This is a genomic window from Acidovorax sp. 35-64-16, assembly GCF_002281195.1.
GTDB classification, from domain to species: Bacteria; Pseudomonadota; Gammaproteobacteria; order Burkholderiales; family Burkholderiaceae_C; genus Acidovorax; species Acidovorax defluvii.
In genome coordinates, this window is record NZ_NCFM01000054.1 from 1 (window position 1) to 14,704 (window position 14,704).

Sequence of the window (14,704 nt, forward strand, 5' to 3'; positions counted from 1 at the left end):
CGCCCATCCGCCTTTTAAAACCAGATCGACATGCCGACCCAGAAACGCGCACTGACCCGCTCGATGACCCTGCTGTTTGCCATCGCTTGCGGCACCATCATCGGAAACATTTATTACGCACAGCCGCTGCTCGCCGCCATCTCCGACACCTTTGGCCGCTCGCCGACCAGCCTCGGCCTTCTGGTCACGCTCACCCAGCTGGGCTATGCCTGCGGCCTGGTCCTGATCGTGCCGCTGGGCGGCGCCCTGGCGATCCGCACCAAGAGCGGCTTCAGCCACCCCGGCAGCAAGCTTGAGCTGTCCGGCGGCAGCTTCGGCCGGCGCAATCTGGAAGTCGAGCACGGCGGCAACAACGGCAGCATCGGCTGGTACATGGCGGCCGACTGGTTCAAGGAAGACGGCTGGCGCGACTTTTCCGATTCCGAGGTCAAGCAATTCTTCGGCAAGCTGTCGCACAAGAGCGCCGTCGGCGAGGCTGACCTGACGCTGACCCGCGCCGTCACCCGGCTGACCGGCAACGGCCTGCTGCCGGAGTCGATGTACGCGGCCCGCCGCGACCAGATTTTTACCCACCCCGACATCACCCGCAACGACCTCACCCAGCTGGCGCTCAATGGCCGGCTCTGGCTGAGCGAGGCGACCAGCCTGAGCGGCACGGTCTACCACCGGCGCAGCAAGACCCGGACGCTGAATGGCGACATCAACGACGAGTTCGCAGGCAGCCCCTTCGATGGCGTTTCCGATCAGGAATCCGGCGCCCATAACCGGACCAAAACGACGCAGCAAAGCAGCGGCGTCTCGGCCCAGTGGAACCTGAGCAGCGAGCGCCAGCAACTGGCGATTGGCGCCTCGCTCGACGCCGCCAAAATGCGCTTTACGCAAACCGCCGAACTCGGTGTGATCGACGCCAGCCGGGGGATTTCCGAACTTGGCGCGGCAGTCGATGAAAATTCACTGAGCGGCACGACGCGCACCACCAGCTTTTACCTGACCGACACCATCGCGCTGGGCAAGGCGGTACATCTGACCGGCTCGGCCCGCTACAACATGAGCCGGGTGACCACCCACGACGAACTCAACCCGAATCCGCCCAACCTCGATGGCGATCACAGCTACAAGAAACTCAATCCGGCCCTCGGCCTGACCTGGCAGATACTGCCGGAGCTCAACAGCTACGCCGGTTTCAGCCAGGGCAACCGGGTCCCGACGCCGATTGAACTGGGTTGCGCCGACCCGGCCAATCCCTGCACCCTGCCCAATTCGATGGCCGCCGACCCCTTCCTCAAGCAGGTCATCGCCCGCACGCTGGAAGCCGGCCTGCGCGGCAAGCTGCCCGGCGAAATCGAATGGAATGCCGGCGTCTACCGCACGGTCAGCAGCGATGACATTCTTTTTGTCGGCACCTCGACCAGCGCCGGCTATTTCACCAACTACGGCCAGACCCGGCGCCAGGGCCTCGAACTCGGCCTCAACGGCAGCCGGCGCACAGTCGACTGGCGGATCAACTACAGCTATCTGCAAGCCACCTTCCAGTCCGCCGCCTGCCTGCTGGCAGAAAACAACAGCTCGCGCGGCACGGCGGCCGAATGCACGGCCGGCGGCCAGGATGACGAAATCCTGGTCAACAAGGGCGACCGCATGCCCGGCCTGCCGAGTCACAGCCTGAAGCTCGGCCTGTCGTGGCGGGCTGCCGACTGGCTGCGCATCGGTAGCGATGTCCAGGCCTTCTCCGGCCAGTACGCCCGCGGCAATGAAAACAACCAGCACCAGTCCGGCACCAGCACCGACCTGTTCGGCAATACGCGGACCTTCGACGGGGCCGGTCGCCTGCCCGGCTACGCCATCCTCAACTTCAACGCCGAAGCCAGCCTCGGCGCCGGCTGGCAGCTGTTCGGCAAGATCAACAACGTCTTCGACAAGCGCTACGGCACCGTTGCAGCGCTGGCCGAAAATCCTTTTGCCGGCAATGGCAGCTTCCAGCCCGATTCCAGCACCTGGCACCACGAAACCTTCATCGCCCCCGGCGCGCCGCGTGCCGCCTGGGTCGGCCTGCGTTATGTCTTCGGAGGCAGATCATGATCTCCACCTTGCGTCAACTTAGCCTGCATACCCGGATCAGCCTGGTGCTGACCGGGCTGGCCGCCAGTTTTCTGCTCGGCCTGGCCGGCCTGTGGATGCAAGGCGCCCGTAATGGCATTCATGAAGAAGTCGAGGCGGCCAGCCGGGTCTCGATCCAATGGCTGACCGCACTGACCGCGCAAATGCAGGATGTGCCGCCGGCGGCCTTGAATCAGCGGGTGCTCGACATGGTCAAACCGCTTGGCCGGATCCGCGCCAACGGCCTCGAAGTATTCACCGCCGACGGCCAATCGCTCTACCGTTCGCCGCCACCGACCTACAAGGCCGGGCGGACGGTACCCGGCTGGTTTGCCGACATGCTGGCCCCGGCCCTGGCGCCGCGCACGCTGGCGCTCGGCAACCTGAATCTGGTTCTGACACCGGATGCTTCGCGTTCGCTGCTCGACACCTGGGATGATCTGTCGGCGATGGCCGGCTGGGCGCTGCTGCTGCTGGCCGGGCTGTTCGTCGCCACCCGCTGGGCGCTTGACCGTGCCTTGCGGCCGCTGGCCCAGGTCATGCAGGCGCTCGACCGGACCGGCTCCGGCCGTTTCGATACCCGCCTGCCGGTCTTTGCGACGCCCGAACTGGGGCGGATTTCCCGCGCCTTCAACGGCATGGCCGACCGACTGATTGCTGCGGTCAACGACAATGTCCGGCTCGAAACCGAACGTGAAGTCGATGCCCACCTGCAAAGCCGGCTCGACGCCGAGCGCGGCACGATTGCCCGCGAACTGCACGACGAACTGGCCCAGGGCATCACGGCCGTACGCGCCCTGGCCGGCGCCATCGCCCAGCGCACGGCCGAACAACCGGCGCTGCACAGCCACGCCCAGAGCATCGTTGCCGTCACCGGCGAAATGCAGAATGGCGTCCGCGGCATCCTGCATCGCCTGCGCCCGCCCCCCAGCGGCGGGCTGGCCGCAACACTGGAACGGAGCCTGCTCGCCTGGCAGTTGCAGCATGAAGAAATCACCCTGCACAGCCGCATCACGCTGGGCGAACAGCCGGTCAGCGAGGCCGTGGCACAGGCGGTGCGACGCATCGTCCAGGAAGGGCTGACCAATATCGTCCGCCATGCCCGGGCCAGCCAGGTTGAGCTGGTCATCGCCCGGCAGGCCGGCGAACTGGAAATTTCCCTGCGCGACAACGGCCCCGGCAGCAGCGGCCAGCCTTCGCCGCAAGCCGGCTGCGGCCTCGGCCTGAGCGGCATGGCCGAACGGGTCGCGCTGCTCGGTGGACAACTCACGATCAATCATCGGTCCGGCCAGGGTTTCTGCCTGGTTGCCCGCCTGCCGGACCATACCCCCTGCGCCATTCTGGAGACACAGCCATGAGCAATTCACTGCACGGTATCCGCGTTCTGCTGGCCGACGATCACGCGATGGTTCGCCTCGGCTTCCGTATGCTGCTCGAATCGGCCGGCGGCTGCGTGATCGGCGAAACGGAAAACGGCGAAAGCGCCCTCCGGCTCTATGCCGAAACGACCCCCGACATCCTGATCATGGATGTCTCGATGCCCGGTATCGGCGGCCTGACCGCACTCGAACGACTGATCAGCTGGGCGCCCAAAGCCCGCGTCCTGATGCTCTCGGCCCATCACGACGATGCCGTGCCGGTGCGCGCCTTGCGCCTCGGCGCCCGGGGTTATTTGTGCAAACGGGCGACGCCGGAGGAATTTCTCCGCGCCGTCGGCCAGGTTGCCCGCAACCAGCGTTATCTCGACCCGGAACTGGCACAGGCCGTGGCGCTGGCCCAGCTTTCCGGCGCCACCAGTCCGCTCGAAACGCTGACCGAAAAGGAATTCGCCGTCTTCATGCAGCTGGCACAGGGGCGTACGGTCAACGACGTGGCGGCCGATTTCTTCCTCAGCCCGAGCACGGTCGGCACCCACCTTTACCACATCAAACAAAAGCTCAATTTGCAGAATGCCGCTGAAATGGCCTTGCTGGCAATGCGTAGCGGCCTGATCGAGGCTTGATTGGTCACCGATCCGCTGTTTCCCGCCAGTCAGCCGCGTTTTGTCCGGCAGATGGCCGTCGGCGAGGGCCACATGCTCTACGTCGAGGAATGTGCTGCGGTAGACGGCCTGCCCGTGGTCTTTTTGCATGGTGGCCCGGGCAGCGGCTGCTCGCCCAATCAGCGCCGCCTGTTCGACCCGGCCCGTTACCGCGCCATCCTGGTCGACCAGCGCGGTTGCGGCCGCAGCCGGCCACTCGGCAACACCCGGGCCAATACCACGGCACATCTGGTTGCCGACCTCGAATACCTGCGCGAAGCGCTCGGCATTCCCCGCTGGCTGGTTTTCGGCGGCTCGTGGGGCGGCCTGCTGGCGCTGGCCTACGCCCAGGCACACCCGGAGCGGGTGCTCGGCTTGGTCCTGCGCGGCATTTTTCTCGGTTCGCGCCAGGAGATCGACACCTATGCCCGTGCCGCCGCGCTGTCCAGCGGCTTTAGTTCGGCGCTAACCGAAACGGATGCCCTCGCCCCCTGGCTGGCCGCAGTGATGAGCCACGAAGCGCCACTGGCGCTACCGGCCATCCGGGCCTGGCTCAACTACGAACGGCGGTTGATGGGCGACCCGCCGCTGACCGAGCAACCCGATGCCGCCCAGGTCGCCAAAGTTCGCCTGCAAATGCATTACCTGGCCAATGACTGCTTCGTGCTGCCCGGCCAGTTGCTGGCCGGCATCGAACAATTGCGCCACCTGCCGGCCGCGATCGTGCAGGGGCTGGCCGACCCGGTCTGCCCGCCGATGGTCGCCGAAAGCTTGCACCATGCCTGGCCTGAGGCCGCCTGGTGGCCGGTCGCCGACGGCGGTCATGGCGGCTTGTCGCCACCGATCGCCCGGGCCTGCATCGACGCACTGGACTGGGTGGCAACCGCGGAAGGCAGCCCGCAATGAAACGCAACATCGGCCGCAGCGCGCTTCTGGCCGGCATCCTGAGTCTGGTGCCGCCGGCTTTCGCCTGGGAACTGGCCGGCACCAAGAGCATCGCGCTGCACAACCGCGAAGGCCAGCGGCTGCCGCTCGGCACCGTGACTTTCCTGCCGGTGGACGGAAAAACCACGTTCACCCTGCAACTGGATCCCGACCGTTTCAAGGATTTTTTCCTGTCGATGAAGGAATTCAAGTGCCTGGAAAGCAGCGAAGAAATTCAGTGCCACGTACCTTATCCCTATCCCAATCCAGCCACGGTCAGTGCCGACAATCTGGTCTGGCTGGAGCACTCCCTGCTGTTTTTCTACAAGGCACCGCGCGATTTCGGGGCCAAGCTGTGGAACGGCATTTACTATCGAATGCAGATTACGGAGCGCGGCATCGTCGGCACGCCGCAGGCGATCGATCTGGTGCAGATGGGTGCCCCGCCGGCCGACCCTTCGATTCCCCCCTTTGGCACGGATGGGCGAAGCGAGATTGTTCCTGAAAGTCGCTGGTTTCCCCGTCTGACCATTGAGTAGCCGGGAAATTTAAACGGTTCACTTTCCCGGTCGAACTGTTGTGGAAAAAATGAAAATTCATCGCCGATTTTTGCTCGCCATCATGCTGTGCACCTTGCTCGACACTGCGGCTGCCCAGGAAAGCAACGCGGCTGACTGGCTGAAGAATCCGGCGCTGGGCAATTACACCGCCTATGCCGAATTCAAGATGGCGAACTACGCTGCGGCCCGCCAAATCTGGGAAACCCTGGCCGGATTGGGCAATCCCGATGCCTTGTTCAATCTTGGCATCCTCGCCGAAGATGGCCTGGGTGAAGCCAAGGACATCCAAAAAGCTGTCGCGCTCTATGAAGCCGCTGCCAATGCCGGTGGCTTCAAGGCCCAGTACCGGCTGGGCATGCTGTACAGCGATGGCGGCGTGGTCAGCCAGGATGTTGCCAAGGCCGCTCACTACCTCAGCCTTGCCGCAGCCAACGGCGACAAGGAAGCTGCCGCACGCCTGGCCTCGCTGGCTCAGCCAGCTCGCCCGCCAAGCGATTTCGAACAGGCGGAACGCCTGAGCAGCCGCGGTCAGCACGCTGAAGCAGCATTGCTCTTCAAGCGCCTAGCCGAGGCCGGCAACATCACCGCCACCACCCGTCTGGCCTGGATGTACGAAGCGGGCCGTGGCGTCGAACGCAATCTGGCCGAGACGGCACGACTTTTCATGCTCGCCGCCTCGGCCGGTGATGCCGAAGCCGAATACGCGGTCGCCGTCATGTACCGGACGGGCAAAGGCCAGCCACTGGATCGCGCGCAGAGCCTGGTCTGGCTGCGACGTGCGGCCGGCCACAACTACCCGGCCGCCGTAGCGGCACTGGCCGCAGAAGGGACTGATCGTTAGGCAAAGGCTGGCATGCCGCCATCGCACACCACCCCTGACCGGGTATGCAGCGAAAATCGCTAGTCGCAATTCAGGATTTCCCCGGCGCCGGGTGCCCCACCCCGGCCCAGAATCAATCATCGCATCACCGCTGTCAAAAGGACTGCCATGTCGCAAATCGAATCAAGCCTCCGTCTGGATGGTCAGGGCAAGCCGCTCTGGCTGGTGCTCGAACTGACCTATCGCTGCCCGCTGAAATGCTCGTGGTGCAGCAACCCGCTCGATTTCGAGGATTACGGCAGCCGCGAACTGAGCACCGAGGAATGGAAAAGGGTGCTGCGCGAAGGGCGCGAACTGGGCGCGCTGCAACTCGGCTTTACCGGCGGCGAACCCTTGCTGCGCGATGATCTGGAAGAACTGGTCGCCTACGCCAGCGAAATCGGTTTCTACACCAATCTGATCACCTCCGGCATCGGCCTGACCGAAGAACGGCTGCTCGCCCTCAAGGCGGCCGGCCTGAAGCATATCCAGCTGTCCTTGCAAGCGATTCAGCCCAAACTGACCGACACGCTGGTCGGCGCCCGGGCGCATGCCCTGAAGATGGAAGCGGCGCAACTGATCAAAAAACACCATTTCCCGATGGTGCTCAACGTCCCGCTGTTCCGGCAGAACATCGGCGAAGTCGACGGCCTGCTGGCCTGGGCGGTCGATCTCGGCATCGAGTACATCGAGTTCGCCAATATCCAGTATTACAACTGGGCGCTGATGAATCGCGAGGAACTGATGCCGTCGCTGGCCCAGGTCCGCGAGGCCGAGCGCGTCGTGAACGACTGGCGCAGCCGGCTGGGCAACACGATGACGATCTATTTCGTCATCCCCGATTACTACGAAGGCCGGCCGAAAGCCTGCATGAACGGCTGGGGCGCCATTCACCTGACCATCGCGCCGGATGGCGTGGCGATGCCCTGCCAGGAGGCGCGAGTCATTCCCGGGCTGGAATTCGAAACGGTACGCGACAAGTCGCTGGCCTGGATCTGGCACGACTCGCCGCTGTTCCGCAAATATCGCGGCCTCGACTGGCTGCCCGAGCCATGCAATTCCTGCGACGAAAAGGAACGCGATTTCGGCGGCTGCCGCTGCCAGGCCCTGCTGCTCACCGGCGACGCCAGCAATACCGACCCGGCCTGCAGCAAATCGCCGCACCACCAGATGATCAAGGAAGCGGTAGCGCAGGCGGCCAAACCCTTGCGCTTCCATAAACCCTTGGTCAAGCGCTGGGCCGGTGCGGTATCAACCGACTTCATGGGCGTCTGAACACTATGCCTCACCCCTACGACACCGCGACCGGCACCATCGCCCTCGGCATCGTGCTGACCGTCGTGCTGGTCCTGCTGCTGCGCCAGCTGGCGGGCTGACAGCATGGACAGCACACTGCTCGACCTCCTCGCCCGCTGGGCGCACTTCCTTGCCGGCGTCATCTGGATCGGCCACAATTACTCGAGCGTCGTCCAGCGCCCGAGTTGGCGGCCGCTGCAGCCGAGCGACCTGGCCGATGCCAGCAGTCCGCGCCTGCAAGCGGTGATCAACCGCGAACACGGCACCTTCCGCTGGGCCTCGGTGGTGGCGTGGAGCGCCGGCATCTACATGCTCTGGCAACGCGGCTGGCTGCCCGGCGCCCTGACCCTGGACGGCAGCCTGGCGGCGATTGGTCTGGGTACCTGGATCGGCACGCTGATGCTGCTCAACCTGTGGTTCGTCCTCTGGCCGCACCAGCAAAAAGTCCTCGGCCTGAAGCCGGCCAGCATCGACGAAAGGCTGCGCTGCTCGCGGATTACCCATCTTTCGTCACGCACCAACACCATGCTGTCGATCCCGTTGCTCTTCTTCATGGCGGCCGGCAGCCACGGCGGCGTCCTGTTCGGCTGAACGGCATGGCCTGGAACTTTGCCGCCGGCCCCGCCCGCCTGCCCGATGCGGTGCTGGACCGGGCGGCGGGTGAAATTTTCCAGCGCGGCGCCGACGGCGCCTGTGCCCTCGAACGCCCGTTCAGCGGGCCGGATTTTCGCGCAGTGCTGGCCCGTGCCAAGCAACGGCTGACTGAGTTGCTTGATTTGCCGGCCAATTACCAAATTCTCTTTTTGGCCGGCGGCGCCATGCAGCAATTTTCGCTTTTGCCGCTAAATCTCTGTCGACCGCAGCAGCGCGCTGCCTATGCCAACGCCGGCTACTGGTCGGCGCGGGCGATGGCCGAAGCCAGCCGGCAAGCTGATACCGTCGAGTTTTTTCCGCCAGCCGATGGCGTTTGGGCCGTGCCGGCCGACTGCGCCTATTGCCATATCACGCCGAACGAGACAGTCGATGGCAGCGCCTGCGCCAGCGTCCCGGATACCGGCGCCGTGCCGCTCGCCGCCGACTGCACCTCGTCGTTTCTGACTGCGCCGCTGGCCGTCGAGAAGTTCGGCTTCATCTACGCCAGCGCCCAGAAAAACATCGCCCCCGCCGGGTTGACCGTAGCAATCATCCGCGACGACCTGCTCGAGCGCTGCCCGGCCGACTTACCGGCACCCTTCTCCTATCGCCGGCAGGCGGAAGCCAACAGCTGCGTCAACACGCCGCCGATGTTCGCCATCCAGATGGCGGCGCTGGTTTTCGACTGGATCGCCGAGCAAGGCGGCCTGACGGCGATGGCGGCCGCCGGCCAGCGCAAGGCGGCCCGGGTCTATGGCGCAATCGACGGCAGCGGCGGGGTTTTCGTCGCGCCGGTCGCGGTCAATCAGCGCTCGCCGGTCAATATCCGCTTCCAGCTCGCCGACCCCGCCCTGAGCGAAGCCTTCATCAGCGCTGCGGCCGCCGCCGGCCTCCACCATCTGCGCGGCCACGCCCATTTCGGCGGGCTGCGCGCCAGCCTGTACAACGCCATGCCGGAAGCCGGAGCGCAGGCGCTGGCCGAGTTCATCGCCGACTTCGCGCGGCGCCACGGATGATGCTGCCCAGTGCGCTCCCCTGGCTGGCCCGACCGGGGCTGGCCGGCGGCATCGACAAGGACGGCAGCCGGGCGGCGGAACTGCTTGGCCTGGGTTTCGGCAGCGTCGAATTCGGCTCGGTCACGGTGCACCCCGTCGCCGGCTCAAATCCCGGCCTTGCCGCGCTGCTCGCCCGGCTGAACCGGCTTGACCGGTCAGACCCGCAACGCAGTGCGATCGGCATCGGCCTCGGGCAACCGCCCGACGCCACCGCCGAAAGCCTGGCCGAGGAATGGCAAGCCGGCCTCGCCGCCGCTGGGCCGATCGCCGACTACGTCAGCCTCAATCTGAGCGCCAAGGCCAACCAGCGCTTTCTCGCCCCAGCCGATCGGGCCAGCCTGACGGCTGCCTTGCGCCGGCTGGCCGCCAGCCGCGACCGGCTGGCCGCAACCGGCCGCCGCCTGCCGCTCGCCGTCAAAATGCCGCTTGGCGACGCTGCTTCTCTGCTCGATACCCTGACTGAATGCGCCTTCGACCAGCTGACCGTGGTCCGCCCCGACAGCAGCACAGGATGGAGCGGGCTGGCCGGATTGACGGACGGCCCCAACCGGCCGGCGCTGGTTGTCGTCGGCGGCATCCGCAGCGCCGCCGATGTGGCTGCGGCCCGCTCGGCCGGGGCATCCGGCCTCCAGGTGCACCGCCTGTTCGCCGAACACGGTGCAACCTGCCTGGCTCGCCTGGCTTAATCGCTGACCGTCAGATAAACCATCGTCTGGTTCAGCAGCTGGTAACCGATTTCACCGAAGGTCATCGGTCCGGTGATATGGCCGGTGTGTTTGCCTTGCAGATCCGAGTACAGGTAATTGAGGATGCAGTTGCATGAGAAGGCAATGGGGCAATCAATCTCGGGCAGCGCATTCTTGATCGCCTCCGGGTAATTGCTGACTGGCGCCGCGACCCGGTATTCAACGCCGGGAAAAACCGGCGCGTAAAACGCCACCTGCCGGAGCGTCGGGTTAATTTCCTTGATGCTGACATTGATCATCGCGCCACTGTAATCGGCAACCAGCGGCAGCCGGGCATCGATGCCGTGTTCGAGCAGGTAATCGGCCAGATTGCCCGGCACCCCGTCAATCAGGCAATCCCCCGCGGTAAAGCCAATTTCGTTGAAGGTGATCCCCGGGCCATTACCCAGCTGAAAGAGGTTGACGATATCGATCTGGGCAAACCGTTCGGGCGGGAGAAAGACATCCATCACCACCGCTTTGTCTTCCGAAAACTCACCGCTGCTGCCGAGCACAACCTTGGGCTTGATCCGGTCCAGATCGTCGAGATGGACGCCGGCCACCCAGCCGACCAGTGGCTTCATGTACATCTCTTCGTAAGTCGGCGCATTGGCGGCAAAACTGGCATGGCAGGCGCTGAAAGCGGGGATGATGATGATGCTGTAGCCATTTTCCGGCGCATTGCGGCACACCTCGGCCAACGACTCCTGATCATAGAAGCGGGCTTCTGGCTGGCGGGCAAAGCCGCTGACTTCGGTGACAAAAACCTGGTCATGGCTGACCGTACCGCCGCTGGCTGCCATGAAATAGGGAATGGTGCCGCCGATCCAGTGACCGGTCGGCAGTTGTCTGAGCGCGGCTTCGTCGCCCGCGATGCTGAGCGTCTTGCCCTGGCGGATCAGTTCGGCCGCCTGGGCAACCGGGATCAGTGCTTGTGTGGTTTTCATAAATTTTCCCGAAGTCACCGATCAGAGGCGATTCAGCTGTGCCAGCTCATGGCCCAGGGTTTTTTGATGGCGGACGAAATAGCGCTGCATTTCATGGACTTTCAGGATGCGAACCTCGCCATCGCTGATCGCGGCAAACTGCTCACGTTGCCGGGTCAGCAAAAATTTCAGGCTGAGGGCGCGAATTTCGAGGTGGATGCGGCCATCCAGAAGTTTTTCCCAGACCGGGTCAGCCGCCTCGGGAATGGCAATCGCCGGAGAATCCTCCCTTCCGGCGACCGGCAGCGGTGCGGAAAGATTTAACTTGCCGTTATCGAGATTGTGCTTGAAGCGCCAGAGTTCAGCCAGCGGGATATCGAGCAAGGCGCAAATCGCCTGAAAACTGACCCCCTCCATGAACATCCCGGCGATCTGCCGGGCAAAGGCGCGGCTAAAGGGCTGATCGGCCTCACCCAGCCAGGACTGGTCGCCCTGCCCCGTAGTGCCGGCCGGCACGGCATGAACGATGCAGCGCGCCCGGCCAATATTGAGGTGACGCCAGGCCTGTTCCTCACCGGACGGCGGCAACGCCTTGGCGCCACCAAACAGCCAGCCGCTGCGCGGTGCCTCCTGCGCCACCCAAAGATCGATCTGGTGCGCCCCAAGGTCGTTCTGCATCCGAACGATAGACCACGGGGCATCGATACCCAACGCCTGGCGCAGCATGTCCTCAGGTTTCATTTTTTCTCTCCATAGTGCTCCTACCGACCGGGTGGCAAATTGACCAGACAAGACTCTGAGCAAAGAGTGTGCTATGCCGGAAAAGCTGGCAAACCAGTGAATTGCGCAGTTTTTGCTGTGGCGATAATGAACACCTGTTGAATAAATACCCAATGCATGTTCAACCCGGTTTTACCGGGGTGCTACGGTGCACTGCCTCAAAACAGCAAAAACCACTGTCCTGCCATCTCCAGAAAACCATGAGGCCAATTTGGCCGTTTCCTGCACGGCAGGCGGAAATTTCCCCGGCAGACTGGGGCCATGAAAATACTAGTCCTTGGTTCTGCCGCCGGTGGCGGCTTCCCGCAGTGGAACTGCAATTGCCATAATTGCGCCGGCGTGCGCGATGGCAGCGTGCGAACCACGGCCCGTACGCAGTCTTCGGTCGCAGTGAGTGCGAACGGTACCGACTGGGTGCTGTTCAACGCCTCGCCCGACATCCTGAGCCAGCTGCGCGCCAACCCGGCCTTGCAGCCGGGGCGCGGCTTGCGCGATACCGGGATTGCCGGCGTCGTGCTGATCGATGCCCAGATCGACCACACCACCGGCCTCTTCATGCTGCGCGAGGGCAAACCGCTGGATATCTGGTGCACGTCGCAGGTACATGAGGACTTGACGACCGGCAACCCGATTTTTAACGTCCTTTCCCACTTTTGCTCGGTGCGCTGGCAGCCGGTGCCGGTCACGCCACCCCAGCCTTTCATCGTTCCCGGCGCGGCCGGCCTGCGGTTCACGCCGGTGCCGCTGTCAAGCAAGGCACCGCCCTATTCGCCGCACCGCCACGACCCGCATCCGGGCGACAACATCGGCGTCCTGATTGAGGATCTGGCGAGCGGCCACAAAGTCTTCTATGCGCCGGGCTTCGGCGCGATGGAAGCACATCTCGAACCTTTCCTTGCCAATGCCGATTGCGTGCTGCTCGACGGCACATTCTGGACCGACGACGAAATGATCCGGCTCGGCATTTCCAGCAAGCGGGCGCGGGAAATCGGCCATCTGCCGCAGTCGGGGCCGGACGGCATGATGGCGCTGCTGGCCAATTACCCGAAGCCGCGCAAGGTGCTGATTCACATCAACAACACCAACCCCATTCTCGACGAGGACTCGCCCGAACGGGCCGAACTGAGCGCGGCCGGCATCGAGCTTGCCTTTGACGGAATGGCAATTGAATACGGAGACAGAAAATGAAAATGGACGATTTAGAACCGTGGACCGCAGCAGTCTTCGAAGACAAGCTGCGGGCGATGGGCGACCGTTACCACAGCCATCACCCTTATCAGGTAATGATGCGCGAGGGGAAATCGAGCCGGGCGCAGATTCAGGCCTGGGTCGCCAATCGCTACTATTATCAGATCAACATCCCGATCAAGGATGCCGCGATCATGGCCAACTGCACCGACCGCGAGGTGCGCCGCCACTGGGTCCAGCGCATTCTCGACCATGACGGCTACGCCGGCGAGGAAGGCGGCATCGAAGCCTGGATCCGGCTTGGCGAAGCGGTCGGTCTGAGCCGCGAGGAGATCGTTTCGCAACGCCTGGTGCTGCCCGGCGTCCGCTTTGCCGTCGATGCCTACGTCAATTTCGCCCGCCAGCGGCCGTGGCAGGAAGCCGCAGCCGCTTCGCTGACCGAACTGTTCGCGCCAGGCATTCACAAATCCCGCCTCGACCACTGGCCCGACCACTATCCGTGGATCGAGGCAGAAGGCTACAACTACTTCCGCCGTCGCCTGAACGAAGCGCCGCGCGACGTCGTACATGGCCTGCGCATCACGCTCGGCCACTTCAACACCCGCCAATTGCAGGAGCGGGCGCTGGAAATCCTCCAGTTCAAGCTCGACATCCTGTGGTCCATGCTCGACGCCATGCTGCTCGCCCATTGCCCGGTGCAAATCGAAGGCTGGGGTGCTTACCGCAAGATGGCGCAAGACTCATGATTTTCATGAGGCCTTTTTGGACAAAGGCCGGGCGCGCCAAAATCGACAGCGCTAAATAATTGATTCAGGAGTGGCATGGTGTCACTCCACCCTCAAGGAGACACAAGATGAACTGGCAAACCCCGGCTTACTGCGAAATCCGCCTCGGCTTTGAAGTCACCGCTTACGTATACGTTCGCTGACCCCGGCAGCGGCAGCGCCGTCCGGCTGCCGCTCCTCGCCTCCCCGGAGAGCAGACATGGAAACCATCACTGAAACACCGCTGCGGCTCAGCCCGCATTACGTCTTCCGCTGGGAAGCCAGCCAGGACGCCCATATCCTGCTCTACCCGGAAGGCCTGATCAAACTCAACCCGGCCGCCGCCGAAATCCTCAAGCGCTGCGACGGTGAGCGCACGGCTACCGCGATCATTGCCGATCTCAACGCCAGCTTCCCCGGCCAGCCCGAGGCCATCGCCCGCGACACGCTGGCCTTTCTGAGCGCGGCACAGGATAAAGGGTGGCTGCGCCCGAGCTGAGACATCAGCTAAAGCAAGCATCGACAGGCTGACCTTGGTCGGCCTTTTTTACGTCTTCTGAAGCCTGCTGCGACCTTATCGATCAAGCCCGGTTCGCCGGTTTTTTGTTTTTTATGCCAAATAATTGATTATTGAGTTTTGACTGACCGGTGCCGGCCCGCTCAATGACATCAAGAACCGTACTGACACGCCGGGGGTTTATCATTCACGAAACAAATTCATCACGCGGGTCGGCGAACGGAACGAAGAGAAGGCGACCAATCTGAATGACAGCAATTTCGAACGGATAGGAAATTCAACCGCATGAGGCCAAGTATGGCACGAGTTTTGGGCCTCGAAACACGTTCGGCCAAGGAAGGTTGAGCGCTCGCTTGCCGC

Annotated in this window: 16 protein-coding genes and 1 pseudogene; 15 read left to right on the forward strand and 2 right to left on the reverse strand. The window is 63.7% G+C overall.

Annotated features, from left to right (window positions below; genetic code table 11):
- Positions 1–30: 30 nt before the first annotated feature.
- The 11 genes and pseudogenes from B7Y64_RS19020 to B7Y64_RS18040 form a co-directional block, all read left to right on the forward strand.
- A pseudogene (locus B7Y64_RS19020) lies at positions 31–249 on the forward strand (MFS transporter); the annotation flags it as partial.
- A gap of 618 nt (positions 250–867) precedes the next feature.
- On the forward strand, positions 868–2,079 hold the full coding sequence (locus tag B7Y64_RS19025) for a TonB-dependent receptor (protein WP_366614573.1): 1,212 nt from the start codon (positions 868–870) through the stop codon (positions 2,077–2,079).
- A complete protein-coding gene (locus B7Y64_RS18000; protein ID WP_291325156.1) occupies positions 2,076–3,455 on the forward strand; it encodes a histidine kinase in 1,380 nt (459 codons plus the stop codon). Before B7Y64_RS19025 ends, B7Y64_RS18000 begins: the two co-directional genes overlap by 4 nt.
- On the forward strand, positions 3,452–4,099 hold the full coding sequence (locus tag B7Y64_RS18005; RefSeq protein WP_291325158.1) for a response regulator transcription factor: 648 nt from the start codon (positions 3,452–3,454) through the stop codon (positions 4,097–4,099). The genes B7Y64_RS18000 and B7Y64_RS18005 overlap by 4 nt, the downstream gene beginning before the upstream one ends.
- A complete protein-coding gene (locus tag B7Y64_RS18010) occupies positions 4,100–5,023 on the forward strand; it encodes an alpha/beta fold hydrolase (RefSeq protein ID WP_291325160.1) in 924 nt (307 codons plus the stop codon).
- Positions 5,020–5,580, forward strand: coding sequence for a hypothetical protein (locus B7Y64_RS18015; protein ID WP_291325162.1), 561 nt, complete (start codon positions 5,020–5,022; stop codon positions 5,578–5,580). Before B7Y64_RS18010 ends, B7Y64_RS18015 begins: the two co-directional genes overlap by 4 nt.
- A 49-nt stretch (positions 5,581–5,629) precedes the next feature.
- Positions 5,630–6,442 (forward strand): tetratricopeptide repeat protein, encoded by an 813-nt coding sequence (locus B7Y64_RS18020; RefSeq protein ID WP_291325182.1) that lies wholly within the window; start codon positions 5,630–5,632, stop codon positions 6,440–6,442.
- 147 nt (positions 6,443–6,589) lie between these two features.
- The gene (pqqE, locus tag B7Y64_RS18025) at positions 6,590–7,735 is read left to right on the forward strand and encodes a pyrroloquinoline quinone biosynthesis protein PqqE (protein WP_291325164.1); all 1,146 of its coding nucleotides are present in this window, start codon (positions 6,590–6,592) and stop codon (positions 7,733–7,735) included.
- Positions 7,736–7,840: 105 nt separating this feature from the next.
- On the forward strand, positions 7,841–8,347 hold the full coding sequence (locus tag B7Y64_RS18030; protein WP_291325166.1) for a hypothetical protein: 507 nt from the start codon (positions 7,841–7,843) through the stop codon (positions 8,345–8,347).
- A gap of 5 nt (positions 8,348–8,352) precedes the next feature.
- Positions 8,353–9,405, forward strand: coding sequence for a 3-phosphoserine/phosphohydroxythreonine transaminase (gene serC, locus B7Y64_RS18035; protein ID WP_291325168.1), 1,053 nt, complete (start codon positions 8,353–8,355; stop codon positions 9,403–9,405).
- The gene (locus tag B7Y64_RS18040) at positions 9,402–10,130 is read left to right on the forward strand and encodes a hypothetical protein (RefSeq protein WP_291325170.1); all 729 of its coding nucleotides are present in this window, start codon (positions 9,402–9,404) and stop codon (positions 10,128–10,130) included. Before serC ends, B7Y64_RS18040 begins: the two co-directional genes overlap by 4 nt.
- On the opposite strand, the gene B7Y64_RS18045 is transcribed toward B7Y64_RS18040, so the two are convergent.
- On the reverse strand, positions 10,127–11,116 hold the full coding sequence (locus B7Y64_RS18045) for a hypothetical protein (RefSeq protein ID WP_291325172.1): 990 nt from the start codon (positions 11,114–11,116) through the stop codon (positions 10,127–10,129). The genes B7Y64_RS18040 and B7Y64_RS18045 overlap by 4 nt on opposite strands.
- A 21-nt stretch (positions 11,117–11,137) precedes the next feature.
- On the reverse strand, positions 11,138–11,836 hold the full coding sequence (locus B7Y64_RS18050) for a hypothetical protein (protein WP_291325174.1): 699 nt from the start codon (positions 11,834–11,836) through the stop codon (positions 11,138–11,140).
- A gap of 300 nt (positions 11,837–12,136) precedes the next feature.
- Between B7Y64_RS18050 and pqqB the strand changes: the two genes are divergently transcribed.
- The 4 genes from pqqB (at position 12,137) to pqqD (ending at position 14,326) form a co-directional block, all read left to right on the forward strand.
- A complete protein-coding gene (gene pqqB / locus B7Y64_RS18055; protein WP_291325176.1) occupies positions 12,137–13,063 on the forward strand; it encodes a pyrroloquinoline quinone biosynthesis protein PqqB in 927 nt (308 codons plus the stop codon).
- The gene (gene pqqC / locus B7Y64_RS18060) at positions 13,060–13,809 is read left to right on the forward strand and encodes a pyrroloquinoline-quinone synthase PqqC (protein WP_291325178.1); all 750 of its coding nucleotides are present in this window, start codon (positions 13,060–13,062) and stop codon (positions 13,807–13,809) included. Before pqqB ends, pqqC begins: the two co-directional genes overlap by 4 nt.
- A 107-nt stretch (positions 13,810–13,916) precedes the next feature.
- Positions 13,917–13,991, forward strand: a complete 75-nt coding sequence (gene pqqA, locus B7Y64_RS19030) for a pyrroloquinoline quinone precursor peptide PqqA (protein ID WP_084019755.1) — start codon at positions 13,917–13,919, stop codon at positions 13,989–13,991.
- Positions 13,992–14,047: 56 nt separating this feature from the next.
- Entirely contained in the window at positions 14,048–14,326 is a 279-nt protein-coding gene (pqqD, locus tag B7Y64_RS18065) for a pyrroloquinoline quinone biosynthesis peptide chaperone PqqD (RefSeq protein WP_291325180.1), read from the forward strand.
- Positions 14,327–14,704: the final 378 nt, after the last annotated feature.